12 protein-coding genes, 1 riboswitch and 1 other annotated feature are annotated in these 16403 nt (G+C 55.3%); of the genes, 4 read left to right on the forward strand and 8 right to left on the reverse strand.

The annotated features are described in order from the left end of the window. Window positions 1-76 precede the first annotated feature (76 nt). Window positions 77-622, reverse strand: a sequence feature (16S ribosomal RNA rRNA prediction is too short). Window positions 623-1014: 392 nt separating this feature from the next. Beyond that, complete coding sequence (gene murI, locus L383_RS06120) at window positions 1015-1866, reverse strand: glutamate racemase (RefSeq protein ID WP_014885682.1); 852 nt, start codon at window positions 1864-1866, stop codon at window positions 1015-1017. Continuing rightward, window positions 1811-3661 (reverse strand): TonB-dependent vitamin B12 receptor BtuB, encoded by a 1851-nt coding sequence (btuB, locus tag L383_RS06115; RefSeq protein WP_014885683.1) that lies wholly within the window; start codon window positions 3659-3661, stop codon window positions 1811-1813. Before btuB ends, murI begins: the two co-directional genes overlap by 56 nt. Window positions 3662-3726: 65 nt before the next feature. Further along, window positions 3727-3903, reverse strand: a riboswitch (cobalamin riboswitch). A gap of 104 nt (window positions 3904-4007) precedes the next feature. Here btuB and trmA point away from each other — a divergent pair. After that, a complete protein-coding gene (gene trmA, locus L383_RS06110) occupies window positions 4008-5108 on the forward strand; it encodes a tRNA (uridine(54)-C5)-methyltransferase TrmA (RefSeq protein ID WP_023331591.1) in 1101 nt (366 codons plus the stop codon). Between the two features lie 56 nt (window positions 5109-5164). On the opposite strand, the gene L383_RS06105 is transcribed toward trmA, so the two are convergent. Both L383_RS06105 and fabR read right to left on the reverse strand, forming a co-directional pair. Further along, complete coding sequence (locus tag L383_RS06105) at window positions 5165-5524, reverse strand: YijD family membrane protein (RefSeq protein ID WP_008501783.1); 360 nt, start codon at window positions 5522-5524, stop codon at window positions 5165-5167. 9 nt (window positions 5525-5533) lie between these two features. After that, window positions 5534-6172 carry an HTH-type transcriptional repressor FabR gene (fabR, locus tag L383_RS06100; RefSeq protein ID WP_008501784.1) on the reverse strand — a complete coding sequence of 213 codons (639 nt, stop codon included), beginning with the start codon at window positions 6170-6172 and terminating at the stop codon, window positions 5534-5536. Window positions 6173-6368: 196 nt separating this feature from the next. On the opposite strand from fabR, the gene sthA reads away from it, so the two are divergent. Beyond that, window positions 6369-7769 carry a Si-specific NAD(P)(+) transhydrogenase gene (gene sthA, locus L383_RS06095; RefSeq protein WP_014885685.1) on the forward strand — a complete coding sequence of 467 codons (1401 nt, stop codon included), beginning with the start codon at window positions 6369-6371 and terminating at the stop codon, window positions 7767-7769. On the opposite strand, the gene oxyR is transcribed toward sthA, so the two are convergent. The 4 genes from oxyR to argC all read right to left on the reverse strand — a co-directional run bounded on the left by oxyR (window position 7752) and on the right by argC (window position 12221). Continuing rightward, window positions 7752-8669, reverse strand: coding sequence for a DNA-binding transcriptional regulator OxyR (gene oxyR / locus L383_RS06090; RefSeq protein ID WP_014885686.1), 918 nt, complete (start codon window positions 8667-8669; stop codon window positions 7752-7754). The two genes, sthA and oxyR, sit on opposite strands and share 18 nt — an antisense overlap. Window positions 8670-8982: 313 nt before the next feature. Beyond that, on the reverse strand, window positions 8983-10356 hold the full coding sequence (gene argH, locus L383_RS06085; protein ID WP_014885687.1) for an argininosuccinate lyase: 1374 nt from the start codon (window positions 10354-10356) through the stop codon (window positions 8983-8985). Window positions 10357-10433: 77 nt separating this feature from the next. Further along, the gene (gene argB, locus L383_RS06080; RefSeq protein ID WP_086527814.1) at window positions 10434-11210 is read right to left on the reverse strand and encodes an acetylglutamate kinase; all 777 of its coding nucleotides are present in this window, start codon (window positions 11208-11210) and stop codon (window positions 10434-10436) included. 6 nt (window positions 11211-11216) lie between these two features. Beyond that, window positions 11217-12221 carry an N-acetyl-gamma-glutamyl-phosphate reductase gene (argC, locus tag L383_RS06075; protein ID WP_023331592.1) on the reverse strand — a complete coding sequence of 335 codons (1005 nt, stop codon included), beginning with the start codon at window positions 12219-12221 and terminating at the stop codon, window positions 11217-11219. Window positions 12222-12309: 88 nt separating this feature from the next. Between argC and argE the strand changes: the two genes are divergently transcribed. After that, complete coding sequence (argE, locus tag L383_RS06070) at window positions 12310-13461, forward strand: acetylornithine deacetylase (protein ID WP_014885690.1); 1152 nt, start codon at window positions 12310-12312, stop codon at window positions 13459-13461. A gap of 271 nt (window positions 13462-13732) precedes the next feature. Then, a complete protein-coding gene (ppc, locus tag L383_RS06065) occupies window positions 13733-16384 on the forward strand; it encodes a phosphoenolpyruvate carboxylase (RefSeq protein ID WP_014885691.1) in 2652 nt (883 codons plus the stop codon). The last annotated feature ends 19 nt before the right edge of the window (window positions 16385-16403 follow it).

Here is a 16403-nt window from a genome sequence, read left to right on the forward strand (position 1 = left end):
AGTTCCCAGGTTGAGCCCGGGGATTTCACATCCGACTTGACAGACCGCCTGCGTGCGCTTTACGCCCAGTAATTCCGATTAACGCTTGCACCCTCCGTATTACCGCGGCTGCTGGCACGGAGTTAGCCGGTGCTTCTTCTGCGGGTAACGTCAATTGCTGTGGTTATTAACCACAACACCTTCCTCCCCGCTGAAAGTACTTTACAACCCGAAGGCCTTCTTCATACACGCGGCATGGCTGCATCAGGCTTGCGCCCATTGTGCAATATTCCCCACTGCTGCCTCCCGTAGGAGTCTGGACCGTGTCTCAGTTCCAGTGTGGCTGGTCATCCTCTCAGACCAGCTAGGGATCGTCGCCTAGGTGAGCCGTTACCCCACCTACTAGCTAATCCCATCTGGGCACATCTGATGGCAAGAGGCCCGAAGGTCCCCCTCTTTGGTCTTGCGACGTTATGCGGTATTAGCTACCGTTTCCAGTAGTTATCCCCCTCCATCAGGCAGTTTCCCAGACATTACTCACCCGTCCGCCACTCGTCACCCGAGAGCAAGCTCTCTGTGCTACCGTTCGACTTGCATGTGTTAGGCCTGCCGCCAGCGTTCAATCTGAGCCATGATCAAACTCTTCAATTTAAGTTTGATGCTCGTGAATTAAACTTCGTAATGAATTACGTATGTTCACTCAGAGACTTGAGTATTCATTTATTGTCCGAAGACATTAAGAATCCATGTCACTTTGAGTGCCCACACAGATTGTCTGATAAATTGTTAAAGAGCAGTTGCAACGCGGCTTTCAGCTCACCGTTGCGAGGTCCCGTATATTACGTTTTCCTCATTCAGAGTCAAGCGATTATTTTTGCTTTTCTCTGTTGGCGTTCATCTCTGAACCCCGCTAACCCGGCGGCCTGTAAGCCGTTGTTCCGTGTCAGTGGAGGCGCATTATAGGGAGTTCTCAGACGTTGACAACCCCTCTTTTAAAAAAAACTTTCAACCGTCTCTTTTTTGCTCAAAACCGTGCTATAGCGCCAGTTTTTCGAGCGTTTGAAAGCCATAACGGCGTAAAACGGGTAAAAGTTGCTCAGTCTCTTTCGTGATTGCCATACAAAAAGCAATATTCGCATCGGCTGATTTCGCATCAGGCGCTTCATGTTCCAGCAGCCAGGCCGTACGACGCGCGATAGCCGCACCGGAATCCACCAGCCGTGTTCCCTCCGGTAGTACCTCTAACAGCTCTTCCTGTAGTAACGGGAAGTGGGTGCAGCCGAGCACAACCGTATCCGGGGGTTCGGGCATCCGCAACCATGGACGAAGAATACGACGCAGCTCGTCGAGTGATACCGCCTGTCCATGCAATTTCGCTTCGGCCATCTCCACCAGCTCTGCCGAACCGAGCATCGCAATCTGGCATTCGTTAGCAAAACGCTCGATCAGCTCGCGGGTATATGGGCGCTTTACCGTACCTCGCGTGGCCAGCAACCCCACAATGCCATTCGCCGTCAAACGTGCCGCAGGCTTGATTGCAGGCACGACGCCCACAACCGGGAACGGGAATTTTTCACGCAGGGCGGGAAGGGAAACGGTGCTCGCCGTGTTACAGGCGATGACGGCCAGTGCAAGGGGATAGCGCTTTTGCACTGCGGTGACGATTTCAACCACGCGCTCGACGATAAAGTCCTCACTCTTTTCCCCGTACGGGAACGCGACATTATCGAAAGCGTAAATGTAATGGAGATCCGGCAGGAGATGCCGAATCTCATCATAGACCGAAAGCCCACCGACGCCGGAATCAAATACCAGCACGGTGGGACGCGGATTAGAAGGTGTAGCTGCCAGACAAGGTGTATTCCCGTCCTGCAGTTTGGTAGCCATAAACTGTCTCGTAATCTTTATCGAACAGGTTGGCTATTTTACCACGAACTGTGAGGTGTGAGGTGACAGGATACGAAACTGCGACATCCCACAGGCTGACACCACCCATTTTTACACGTTCTGTAGAATAGGTATTCGGATCGACCGCAACGTCATAGCGTGTACCCAAATAACGATAGGAAACATTCCAGTCGAGATCCCATACCTGCCAGTCAAGCTGGTACTTAACCTGCTGCTTAGAACGGCGCGCCAGAACTTCATTGGTTTTAGTATTACGTGGGTCAACATAGTCATAGGAAATTTGGTGCCCTACCGGACCGGTATCAAACTGCGCGGTGGCTTCAATCCCTTTGATACGGGCTTCGTCCACATTGTAGTACCGGTAGTTTGCGTCGTAGCCAATTAGGTTATCAATGTCGTTACGATAACCCGTTACGCGCCAGTTAACCGGCCCCGTCAGACCTTCAAAGCCTCCTTCCCACTGTTTACTCTCTTCAGGCTTAAGGTCAGGATTGCCATATTTCTCACTGTGAATCTGGCTCATCGTCGGTGCTTTATAAGCCGTGCCATATGAACCAATAATCCGGTAACCATCGATAAACTCCCACGCAGCACTGGTTTGCCACGTAGCATGATTGCCAAAATTCGAGTTATCATCGTTACGTGCTGCAGCTTCTAACGTGATGCTGTCAAATTGCTGCATCGCCGAGAGGAAGACGCCCGTATTGCGCTGCTCATAGCCGTTATCCATAGTGCTAGAACCAGCCTGAGTTTTTTGTTTCTGCCAGTCCAGGCCCGCACCAATATTACCATGACCTACTTCAAGGGAATTTAACCACTGTGTGGTGTACTGCTTCACATCGTCCGTCGTTGCGGAATCTGAATAACGCCCTTTCTTCGGGTCATAGTTCTGATCTTTGCTGCGACCATAACCTATGGCCAACTGCGATTTAAATATCCCCTGACTGTAGCGCAGGCCAGTATCCCAATTTTGACTGTAGAGTTGGCGCGTATCCGGTCGTCCATCAACAACAAAATTAGCATCGTAATGGTCATAGCCGTCATACGCAGTGCGATTGTCGTAACCAAAGCCGCGGAAAAAACCACTTATGCTATCGGTAATTTGCTGTTCCACAGAACCGTAAAGTGACTTACTCATAAAACCGTCACGATCCGGCTGACGCGGAGCATCTTTCGCACCGATATCGAAACCACGGGTATAAGTGTAATTACCCGCCATGGTGATTTTGGTTTTATCCAGAACCTGCTGGAAAGAACCGTCATAAGTTTGATAACCCTTAGAACCCACTCCGGCAGAAATTTCCGCGCCCGGTTTATCGCGCCCGGTGATAATGTTGATCACACCGCCAATCGCGTCGGAGCCATACAGCGCAGAACGCGGGCCGCGGATGTACTCAATGCGCTGAATCAGCGAGGTGGGGATTTGGCTAAGATCGGGAACGTTGCTGATCCCGGCATTGTTCAGCGGTACACCGTCAATCAGAACCAGAACGTGACGGGACTCAGTACCACGAATAAAAGTAGAAGAGGTCGCACCCAGGCCACCACTTTGCGCGATGTCCACTCCCGGCAAACGCGACATGATTTCCACAACGCTCTTTGCCTGCCAGCGTTCAATATCTTCTCGCGTCACAACGGACGTCGGCGCCAGAACGGTTTTTGCCGGTTGTTCAAAACGATTTGCCGTCACCACCAACGAGTCGGCGCTATCTTGCGCCCAGCCCGAAAATGCCGTGACGGACAGCGCCGTCAACAGCGATACTTTTTTAATCATTGTTAAAGCATCCACAATATAAGAAGGATGCCGCAGGCCCCATCGATAGCACGCGATGATGAAACCAAATGCGACGTGATCCCGGCAGGTCTTCGGGCTAGGTGGCGTTATACGGATGAAGACTTCCCATTTTCACAGTGTCTACAACGTTCATCCCGCCAGTCTTTACCGCTGCGCGTCAGCTCCAGAATTACACTGGATTCCCTTTTCACTCTCAGGAGACCGGAAACAGAATGCTACAATTAGACACGTATAGATGTCCAGACAGCTATGAGCCATTAAATCTGGACATCCCCTGCACAATGCCTACAATCCCCGCGTAATTCTTTATCACTCAGGACGCATCATGACCCCAGAACACCTCCCGACAGAACAGTACGACGCGCAGCTGGCAGAGAAAGTCGTCCGCCTGCAAAGTATGATGACGCCGTTCAACGCGCCCGTTCCCGAGGTGTTCCGCTCTCCCGTCAGCCACTACCGCATGCGCGCCGAGTTCCGCATCTGGCACGACGGAGATGACCTGTACCACATCATTTTCGATCAGCAGACAAAATCCCGCATTCGCGTGGACAGCTTCCCGGCGGCGAGTGAGCTCATCAACCAGCTGATGACCCTGATCATTGACGGTGTGCGCGATAATCCGGTGCTGCGTCATAAGTTGTTCCAGATTGACTATCTGACCACGCAAAGCAATCAGGCGATTGTCTCTCTGCTCTACCACAAAGCGCTGACCGACGAATGGCGCGAACAGGCAGAAGCCCTGCGCGATGCGCTGCGTGCGCAGAACATCAATGTCCACCTGATTGGCCGCGCGACCAAAACCAAAATCATGCTGGATCAGGATTACGTCGATGAGCGTTTGCCGGTGGCGGGTAAAGAGATGATTTATCGTCAGGTCGAGAACAGCTTCACTCAGCCGAACGCCGCGATGAACGTGCAGATGCTGGAGTGGGCGCTCAAGGCGACGGAAGGATCTAAAGGCGACCTGCTTGAGCTGTACTGCGGTAACGGCAACTTCTCCCTGGCCCTGGCACGTAACTTTGATCGCGTTCTGGCAACCGAAATTGCCAAGCCGTCAGTTGCCGCCGCGCAGTACAACATTGCCGCTAACCATATCGACAACGTGCAGATCATTCGTATGGCCGCAGAAGAGTTCACGCAGGCCATGAACGGCGTGCGGGCGTTTAACCGCCTGGAAGGGATCGACCTGAAGAGCTACCAGTGTGAGACGATTTTTGTCGACCCGCCGCGCAGTGGCCTGGACAGCGAAACCGAAAAGATGGTGCAGGCGTACCCGCGCATTTTGTACATCTCCTGTAACCCGGAGACGCTGTGCAAGAACCTCGAAACATTAAGCCAGACGCACAACGTTGAACGTCTGGCGCTGTTCGATCAGTTCCCGTATACGCACCATATGGAGTGCGGCGTTTTACTTACCGCACGGTAATCTGTAGGCCGTTTTTGGCAGGTGGCGCTTCGCTTACCTGCCCTACAAATAATTCATTACTCTGGTAACTGGCTCTTACGGCTACGCATGCGTGAGCCAATCCAGAATACCAGCGCCACAGACAGTACCGCAGGGAAGAAGTTAGATCCGATATCCGGGTACTCCGCACGCACCACGGTGCTATACAGCAATACGCCCAGAATAAAGCAGGCAGCGGCCAGCCCCGGTAACCCCACCGGCATGGTGCGGTTCAGGTAACGTTGATGCAGGCAGTACACCGTCAGCACCAACGCAATAAGCGGGAAAATCGAAAACGGAACGATTGAGCTAAAAATAGCGGCAAACGTCCCATTAATGGATAAGCCAGCGATCAATGCCAGCAACAGCGTCCCTTTATCCTGACCTGACTGTTTCATTACTCACCTTCACTCTTCGGTTTGATGTGCCAGTTTCTCTTGTTCACGGCGATACCAGTAGTACGCGCCTTTGGAGATCATCCTGAGCTGCAATACCAGTCGCTCTTCGAGCTGTTTGCGTTGTTCAATGCTGACATCCAGCGCTTCGGCACCCGCGCTGAAAACAATCGTCACCATCGCCTCAGCCTGTGCTTCAGTAAACGCACGCGGCATATGGTTTTCGAGTTCAAGATAGTCGGCAAGTTCCGCGATGAAGTGCTGAATTTCACGCGCGACGGCGGCACGAAACGCCGCCGATGTGCCCGAACGCTCGCGCAAAAGCAGACGAAACGCGTTGGGGTTATTGCCAATAAATTCCATAAAGGTCGACACGGAGGTGCGTATCACGCTCCCCCCTTTGGCGATACGCTGACGTGCCTGGCGCATCAGCTGGCGCAGCATCAGACCGCTTTCATCGACCATGGTCAGGCCCAGTTCATCCACATCACGGAAATGACGATAGAAGGACGTTGGCGCAATCCCGGCCTCGCGTGCGACTTCGCGCAGGCTCAAACTGGCAAAACTCCGCTCGGCACTCAGTTGACTGAATGCGGCTTCCACCAGCGAACGCCGGGTTTTCTCTTTTTGTTGTGCTCTTACGCCCATCACGATAGTTGAATCCTTCCAAAGGCCTGCTGGCACTATACCAGAGAATAAAATTAATCTGTTTGCCTGGCTTTGTGAATGATTGTTTACGTGCGGTTTGTGCTCCACTGCCGGAAAAAAGCACAACGATAATTGGGTTACCCTGGCAATGATGTTATGATTCTGTTGCTTTTATGTATAAGAACAGGTAAGCCTTACCATGCCACATTCCTACGATTACGACGCAATAGTTATTGGTTCCGGCCCCGGCGGCGAAGGCGCTGCTATGGGTCTGGTGAAACAGGGAGCCAGAGTAGCGGTCATTGAGCGCTACCATAATGTCGGCGGCGGTTGCACCCACTGGGGCACCATCCCTTCAAAAGCCCTCCGCCACGCCGTTAGCCGCATTATCGAATTTAACCAGAACCCTCTTTACAGCGACCACTCCCGACTTCTTCGTTCCTCCTTTGCCGACATCCTGAATCATGCGGATACCGTCATTAACCAGCAGACGCGCATGCGCCAGGGGTTTTATGAGCGTAACCACTGTGAGATTTTGCAGGGCAACGCGCATTTTGTGGATGAACACACCCTGGCACTTGAATGCCACGACGGTTCGGTTGAGACACTCACCGCCGAAAAATTTGTGATTGCCTGCGGATCGCGCCCTTACCACCCGGCCGACGTCGACTTCTCGCACCCGCGCGTTTACGACAGCGACTCGATTCTGAGCCTGCACCATGAACCCCGCCACGTCATTATCTATGGCGCAGGGGTCATTGGCTGCGAATATGCGTCGATCTTCCGCGGAATGGATGTCAAAGTTGATCTCATCAACACGCGCGACCGCCTGCTGGCATTCCTCGATCAGGAGATGTCAGACTCTCTCTCCTACCACTTCTGGAACAGCGGCGTGGTGATTCGCCACAACGAAGAGTACGAGAAGATTGAAGGTTGCGACGACGGTGTGATCATGCACCTCAAGTCCGGTAAGAAGCTGAAAGCGGACTGCCTGCTGTACGCCAACGGTCGTACCGGCAACACCGATTCCCTGCAGCTGGAGAATATCGGACTTGAGACCGACAGCCGCGGTCAGCTGAAGGTCAACAGCATGTACCAGACTGCCCTGCCGCACGTTTACGCGGTCGGCGACGTGATTGGTTACCCAAGCCTGGCCTCTGCCGCTTATGACCAGGGCCGTATTGCCGCACAGGCGCTGGTGAAAGGTGAAGCGACGGCGCATCTGATCGAAGATATCCCGACCGGCATCTATACCATTCCGGAAATCAGTTCCGTAGGGAAAACCGAGCAGCAGCTGACGTCAATGAAAGTGCCATATGAGGTGGGTCGCGCGCAGTTTAAACATCTGGCGCGGGCGCAAATTGTCGGAATGAGCGTGGGGACGCTGAAAATCCTGTTCCATCGCGAGACGAAAGAGATCCTCGGCATTCACTGCTTTGGTGAACGCGCGGCGGAAATCATTCACATCGGCCAGGCGATTATGGAGCAAAAAGGCGGCGGTAACACCATTGAGTACTTCGTTAACACCACCTTTAACTACCCGACTATGGCGGAAGCCTATCGGGTCGCCGCGCTGAACGGCTTAAACCGCCTGTTTTAACGCGTTATCGAAATGGCCATCCATCGCACCGCGGATGGCCTCTGCCAGCTGCTCATAGCGGCTGCGCAGCGGTGACCCCGGACGATAAACAAGGCCGATCGTGCGACGCGGTTCAGGCTTAATGCACGGCAGATAAACCACGCCATCACGCTTACGCTCGCGCGGCACGGCCAGCGCAGGCAGCAGCGTAATCCCGCTTCCCGCCGCCACCATATTACGCAGCGTTTCCAGGCTGGTTGCGCGGAAATGGGTATCTTCGTCGGCACCCGCTTCAAAGCAAAAGCCCATTGCCTGATCGCGCAGACAGTGGCCATCTTCCAGCATCAGCAGCTTTTCACCGGCTAGATCGGCCATCGGCACGCGATCGCGGTTCGCCCACGGGTGATCTTCATAGATCGCCAGCATCATTGGCTCATCGAACAGCGGCACTTCAATAAACGCTTCGCTCTCTTTCACCAGCGCCAGAATAGCGCAGTCAAGCTTGCCGCTATCTAACTGCGCCAGCAGTTGATGGGTTTGCGCTTCATGCAGGTACATTTCGAGTTTTGGGAAAGTCTGGTGCAACATTGGAATGATGTGCGGCAAAAGATACGGGCCAACGGTTGGGATCAGGCCAATATGCAGAGGGCCGGACATCGCTTCCCCCTGCTGGCTTGCCATTTCCTTGAGCACTTTGACCTCACGCAGCACGGTGCGCGCCTGATCCACCAGCAACAAACCGGCCTGGGTGAACAGTACCTTACGACTGGTGCGCTCCAGCAGCATCACGCCCAGCTCATCTTCCAGCTTGCGGATCTGACCGCTCAGCGTCGGCTGGCTGACGTGGCAGGAATCTGCAGCACGGCGAAAATGGCGGTGCTCGGCTAGCGCTACCAGGTATTCAAGATCACGAATATTCATTATTCATCCTCCGTCGCCACGATAGTTCATGGCGATAGATAGCATAGCAACGAACGATTATCCCTATCAAGCTTTCTGTTGAATAATACACCACATAGACGAGGCGGCACGTGTTTGACCCTTGACGTCCCCGCACCGTCATCGAGTTTCTCTCAAAACTCGAACAACTAAAGCCAACGTGAACTTTTGCGGACCCCGTGGTCCGCTTTTTTTTGCGTAAAAAAGCCCGGCATTACGCCAGGCTCCATTTTGCTCCCTCTCCCCGTGGGAGAGGGCTGGGGTGAGGGCACCAGCCCGCACTATTCAAACCAAATCAAACCAACCGGTTTTTCGCATCCATAATCGCCTGCGCGACCTGCTTCGGCGACACGCCGCCTTTCGCGGCACGCTTATCCAGGCAGGATTGCAGCGCCAGAATCGGATAGACATCCTCCCCGATAGCCGCACTGAACTTCTGCAGGTCAGCAAGCGCCAGGTCTTCCAGCGGTTTACCCTGACGAATCGCCTCCACCACCGCTTCGCCCACAATATGGTGCGCTTCACGGAACGGTACGCCCTTCGCGACCAGGTAATCCGCCAGCTCGGTGGAGTTGGCATACCCCTGCTGCGCCGCTTCCTGGCAGCGCGGACGTTTCACCTGAATGCCATCCAGCACCAGCGCCCCCATATGCAGACAGTCCAGCCAGGTGTCGAGCGCGTCGAACAGCCCTTCTTTGTCTTCCTGCATATCTTTGTTGTACGCCAGTGGCAACCCTTTCAGGGTCATCATCATACCGGTCAGTGCGCCCTGCACACGGCCACACTTGCCGCGAATCAGCTCCAGCGCGTCCGGGTTTTTCTTCTGCGGCATCAGGGAAGATCCGGACGTCACGCGGTCGGACAGCTCCACAAAACCGGCTTCACCAGAGTTAAAGAAGATCAGGTCTTCGGCAAAGCGCGACAGATGCACCATCCCGATAGACGCATTGGAGAGCAGCTCCAGTACATGATCGCGGTCAGAGACGCTGTCCAGGCTGTTACGGGTAGCGGACGCAAAGCCCAGCCAGCCTGCGAGCTGTTCACGGTCGATTTCATACGCGGTACCGGCCAGCGCGCCGCTGCCCAGTGGGCTGACATCCAGACGTTTCAGGGTATCCTGCAGACGGCTTTCGTCACGCGCCAGCATCTCAACATAGGCCAGACACCAGTGGGCAAAGGTCACCGGCTGCGCGCGCTGCAGGTGGGTATAGCCCGGCATCACGGCGTCCTGGTTGTTCTGCGCGGTCTCTACCAGCGCGCTCTGCAGCTGACGGTTAGCTGCCAGCAGCTCGCCAACGGTCTCTTTACACCACAGCTTCAGGTCGGTAGCAACCTGGTCGTTACGGCTACGGCCGGTGTGTAGCTTTTTACCCAACTGACCGACTTTGTCGATAAGTTTGCCTTCCACCCAGCTGTGAATATCTTCGGCATCGCTCTGCAGGATTTGCTGCGGATCCAGACGCACCTCTTCCAGAAGGTTATTCAGCGCCTCTTCCAGTTGTAGCTGCTCCTCTGCGGTCAGCACGCCAACGGTCACCAGCGCTTTGGACCAGGCCACAGAGCCGACAATATCCTGTTCGGCCAGGCGGTAGTCGAAGCGCAAAGAGTCATTGAACTGTTTGAACCGCTGATCCGCTGCCTGTGTAAAACGCCCACCCCAAAGTGCCATAACATGCTTCCTTAATATCTTTGAATTTCATTGACCGGTGGCGCTGCGCTTACCGGGCCTACAAAACATTAAATCGATTACGCTAAAATACGCGTGCCAATCGGCGTGCCGTTAAATAGCGCCGGCAGTTGTTCCGCGTGACGCCAGGAGGCGATATCCACCGGGCGACCCAGCGTGCGAGCGGCATCCAGCGCGGCGTTCACTTTGACGATCATGCCGTCAGTAATGATGCCCTGCGCGATCAGCTGTTCGGCTTTGGCCGCGGTCATTTCCGCGATGCGCTGGCCTTTGCCGTCCAGAATGCCGCTCACGTCGGAAAGCAGGATCAGGTCTGCGCCCAGCGTAGCCGCCAGAGCCGTTGCCGCCTGATCCGCGTTAACGTTCATCAGCTCGCCCTCTTCGGTCACGCCGATAGAGCTCACCACTGGCAGGAAACCACCTTCCAGCAGCGTGTTAATCAGCTTAGGCGAACCCGGCTGCGCCAGTCCAACGTGGCCCAGTTCTTCATCGAGCTGGGTCACTTTTACGCTGTCGCCATCCCCCAGACAGAGGCCAACGGAGGCGATATGATGTTTCTTCGCCCATGCCAGCAGCGTTTTGTTCGCCGTTCCCGCCAGCGCGCCGGTAATGATGTCAATCTGGTCAGCGGGCGTGACGCGCAGGCCGTTTTTCTTTTTCACCGGCAGGTTGAGCCCTTTCATCAGCTCATCTACCACGCAGCCGCCGCCGTGCACAATCACCAGCGGACGTTGGTGTGATTCACGATAGTTCACCAGCGCGGTAAACAGACGCTCCAGCGCTTCTTCGCTGTCCAGCAGTACACCACCGAGTTTGATAATTAATGGGTTCATCATCACACCTTAAATAAGAGCCTGCGTTTCAGGGAAGCCGAAACGAATATTTGCACACTGCATTGCCTGTGCGGCAGCGCCTTTGAGTAAGTTATCTTCTGCAGCGACCACAATCAGGTGCTCGCCCTGTACGGCAAAGCCGATGTCGCAGAATGGCAGCCCGACCACATTTTTCAGCGCCGGCACGCCTTTGTCATACAGACGCACCAGCGGTTTATCCGCATACGCCTGCGTGAAGACCTCGCTCACCTGCTCTTTGGTCACGCCCGGTTTCAGGCGGCAGGTGATGGTTTCAAGGATCCCGCGCGGGAAGCTGCCCAGATGCGGCGTGAAAATGACGTCCGTACCCAGATGCGTCGTGATTTCAGGGTGATGGCGGTGATTAAACACGCCATACGGCTGAAGGCTCACTTCGCAGAAGCTATTAGAGATCGCCGCTTTGCGCCCTGCTCCGCTCACGCCGCTGGTGGCGTTGATCACCGGCCACTGGTTCAGATCCAGCAGACCTGCGTCGATCAGCGGTTTCAGGGAAAGTTGCGCCGCCGTCGGGTAGCAGCCCGGCACGGCAATCAGATCCGCTTCTTTGAGTTTGTCTGTGCTCCACTCCGCCAGGCCGTAAACCGCTTTTTCAAGCAGATCGGGGTGCTGATGGGTGAAACCGTAATATTTTTCGTAGAACGCGCCGTCGTTAACGCGGAACGCGCCGGAGAGATCGAACACCACGCAGCCGGCCGCCAGGAACTGCGGTGCCAGGTCATGACTGACTTCGTGCGCAGTGGCTAAAAACACCACGTCAACGCCGTCGGTGAACTCACTGATGTCAGACATCGGCTGCAGCGGCAGATCGACAATGCCCAAAAGCCACGGATGCAAATCGGAAATTAACTTTCCTGCATCATTGCTTTGCGCTGACACGGTCAAAGCGGTTATGGTCATATGTGGATGGCGATTCACGTAGCTTACAAGCTCTGCGCCCGCATAACCGCTAGCGCCTACAATCAGCGTATTCAACATCGGGTTCCTTTATGCTCAACGTTAATGTATTTTTATTCACATTTATTGCATGAATATTGATACTATCACGACCTAAGGTGTGTCAACAATGAAAATGAACTTACCGCCATTTATCGAGATCTACCGCGCCCTGATTGCCACACCGTCCATCAGTGCAACGGAAGAAGCGCTGGATCAAAGCAATGAGTCTTTAATCAATCTGCTGGCGGGTTGGTTTAGCGATCTTGGGTTTAACGTTGAGGTACAGCCCGTCCCCGGAACCCGTCATAAATTTAACCTGCTGGCCAGCACCGGAACCGGTGCGGGCGGCCTGCTGCTTGCCGGTCATACCGACACCGTGCCGTTTGACGATGGCCGCTGGACTCGCGATCCGTTCACCCTGACCGAGCACGACAACAAACTCTATGGTCTCGGCACCGCCGACATGAAAGGCTTCTTCGCCTTTATCCTCGACGCGCTGCGTGACGTGGACGTGACAAAACTGAAAAAGCCGCTCTACATTCTGGCGACCGCCGACGAAGAGACCAGCATGGCGGGCGCGCGCTACTTCTCTGAAAACACGTCGATTCGCCCGGATTGCGCCATTATCGGCGAGCCGACGTCACTGCAACCGATTCGCGCGCACAAAGGTCATATCTCGACGGCCGTGCGCGTGCTGGGCCAGTCCGGTCATTCCAGCGATCCGGCGCGCGGCGTAAATGCGATTGAGCTGATGCATGACGCCATCGGCCGCATCATGACCCTGCGCGACTCGCTGAAAGAACGTTATCACTATGACGCGTTCACCGTGCCGTATCCAACCCTAAACCTCGGCAGCCTGCACGGCGGCGATGCCTCCAACCGTATCTGCGCCTGCTGCGAACTGCATATGGATATCCGCCCACTGCCGGGTATGACGCTGAGCGATCTCGACGGCTTGCTGAATGAAGCGCTGGCTCCGGTGAGCGAGCGCTGGCCGGGCCGCCTGACGGTCTCCGAACTACATCCGCCGATCCCGGGTTATGAGTGCCCTCCGGATCACCAGCTGGTTGAAGTGGTGGAAAAACTGCTTGGTGAAAAAACCGACGTGGTGAACTACTGCACCGAAGCGCCGTTCATTCAGACGCTGTGTCCGACGCTGGTCCTTGGCCCTGGCTCCATTAACCAGGCGCACCAGCCGGATGAGTATCTGGAAACCCGCTTCATCAAGCCCACTCGCGAGTTGATTACCCAGGTTGTGCACCACTTCTGCTGGCATTAAAACCGCACCGACTCTAACCCTCTCCCGGTGGGAGAGGGTTAGAGTGAGGGCAACAAATCGCATGATCTCCGTCACATTCCCATAAGCATCTCTTATCTGACGCAATGCGAATTAAATTTCGTAAATTGCCCGCATTTATTCGTTTGCTGAACCGTTTTCGCAGCAATTGACGACGGGGGTTTTACGTGGCTTTATAAAGGGAGATGACAAAATATTGTCCAGCAGATTTTCGCATGGGCATAAACAAAAATGATGGGGTGACTGGGTTTTTATGAACGAACAATATTCCGCGTTGCGTAGTAATGTCAGTATGCTCGGCAAAGTGCTTGGAGATACCATCAAAGATGCGTTGGGGGAAAACATCCTCGAACGCGTTGAAACCATCCGCAAGCTGTCTAAATCTTCCCGTGCCGGTAACGAGGCCAGCCGTCAGGAACTGCTCACCACCTTGCAGAACCTCTCCAACGATGAACTGCTGCCCGTTGCCCGTGCCTTCAGCCAGTTCCTGAACCTGGCCAACACCGCTGAGCAATACCACAGCATTTCGCCTAATGGCGAAGCTGCCAGCAACCCGGAAGTGATTGCCCGTACGCTGCGTAAACTGAAAGACCAGCCCGATCTCACCGAAGCCACCATCAAAAAAGCGGTGGAGTCTCTCTCGCTTGAGCTGGTTCTGACCGCTCATCCAACCGAGATCACCCGTCGTACCCTGATCCACAAAATGGTGGAAGTGAACAACTGCCTCAAGCAGTTGGATAACAAAGACATCGCCGACTATGAACGCAACCAGCTGATGCGCCGTCTGCGCCAGCTGATTGCCCAGTCCTGGCACACCGACGAAATTCGTAAGCAACGCCCCAGCCCGGTCGACGAAGCCAAATGGGGCTTTGCGGTGGTGGAAAACAGCCTGTGGGAAGGGGTGCCGAACTACCTGCGCGAGCTGAACGAACAGCTGGAAGAGAACCTCGGCTACCGCCTGCCGGTCGACTTTGTGCCGGTACGCTTCACCTCCTGGATGGGCGGCGACCGCGACGGCAACCCGAACGTCACTGCGGAAATCACCCGTCACGTTCTGTTGCTGAGCCGCTGGAAAGCGACCGATTTGTTCCTGAAAGATATTCAGGTGCTGATTTCCGAACTGTCGATGGTCGAAGCGACGCCGGAACTGCGCGCGCTGGCTGGTGAAGAAGGCGCCAGCGAGCCGTACCGTTTCCTGATGAAAAAACTGCGCGGTCAGCTGATGGCGACTCAGGCCTGGCTGGAAGCGCGCCTGAAAGGCCAGCGTCTGCCGAAGCCGGAAGGCCTGCTCAGCCAGAACGAACAGCTCTGGGAACCGCTGTACGCCTGTTATAAATCACTCCAGGCCTGCGGGATGGGCATTATCGCTAACGGCGAACTGCTCGACACCCTGCGCCGCGTGAAATGTTTCGGCGTGCCTCTGGTGCGTATCGACGTACGTCAGGAAAGTACCCGCCATACCGAAGCGCTGGGTGAACTGACCCGCTATCTCGGCATCGGCGACTATGAAAGCTGGTCCGAAGCCGACAAACAGGCATTCCTGATCCGCGAACTGAACTCCAAGCGCCCTCTGTTGCCGCGCAACTGGGAGCCAAGCAACGAAACCCGCGAGGTGCTCAACACCTGTAAAGCGATCGTGGACGCACCGAAAGGATCGGTGGCCGCCTATGTGATCTCCATGGCGAAGACCCCGTCCGACGTGCTGGCCGTTCATCTGCTTCTGAAAGAAGCGGGCATCGACTATGCCCTGCCGGTGGCGCCGCTGTTTGAAACCCTCGATGACCTGAACAACGCCAACGACGTGATGACCCAGTTGCTGAACATCGACTGGTATCGCGGCTTTATTCAGGGCAAGCAGATGGTGATGATTGGCTATTCCGACTCCGCCAAAGATGCGGGCGTGATGGCGGCATCCTGGGCGCAGTATCAGGCGCAGGATGCACTGATTAAAACCTGCGAGAAAGCCGGTATTGAGCTGACGCTGTTCCACGGACGCGGTGGCTCAATCGGCCGAGGCGGCGCGCCTGCACACGCGGCACTGCTGTCGCAGCCGCCGGGCAGCCTGAAAGGCGGCCTGCGCGTGACCGAGCAAGGTGAGATGATCCGCTTCAAATACGGCCTGCCGGAAGTAACCATCAGCAGTCTGTCGCTTTATACCAGTGCCATTCTGGAAGCAAACCTGCTGCCACCGCCGGAGCCGAAAGCGTCCTGGTGCCATATCATGGACGAACTGTCGGCGATCTCCTGCGATCTTTACCGTGGCTACGTGCGTGAAAACAAAGATTTTGTGCCTTACTTCCGCTCGGCAACACCTGAGCAGGAACTGGGTAAACTGCCGCTGGGCTCGCGTCCGGCGAAGCGTCGCCCGACCGGCGGCGTAGAGTCTCTGCGCGCGATTCCATGGATTTTCGCCTGGACGCAGAACCGTTTGATGCTGCCTGCCTGGCTGGGTGCCGGTGCCGCGCTGCAGAAAGTGGTGGAAGACGGTAAACAGAACGAACTGGAAACCATGTGCCGCGACTGGCCATTCTTCTCTACCCGTCTGGGTATGCTGGAGATGGTCTTCTCGAAAGCTGACCTGTGGCTGGCGGAATACTACGATCAGCGCCTGGTTAAGCCTGAGCTGTGGGCGCTGGGTAAAGAGCTGCGCGAACTGCTGGAAGGCGACATCAAAGTGGTGCTGGATATCGCCAACGACTCACACCTGATGGCGGACCTGCCGTGGATCGCCGAGTCTATCCAGCTGCGTAACATCTACACCGACCCGCTGAACGTCCTGCAGGCAGAGCTGCTGCACCGTTCTCGTCTGGCGGAAGAAGAAGGTAAAGAGCCGGATCCTCGCGTTGAGCAGGCGCTGATGGTGACGATTGCGGGCGTTGCGGCGGGTATGCGTAACACGGGCTAATCCGCTATGCCGGGGGGGT

Source organism: Enterobacter sp. MGH 37, assembly GCF_000534515.1.
Lineage (GTDB): Bacteria > Pseudomonadota > Gammaproteobacteria > Enterobacterales > Enterobacteriaceae > Enterobacter > Enterobacter kobei.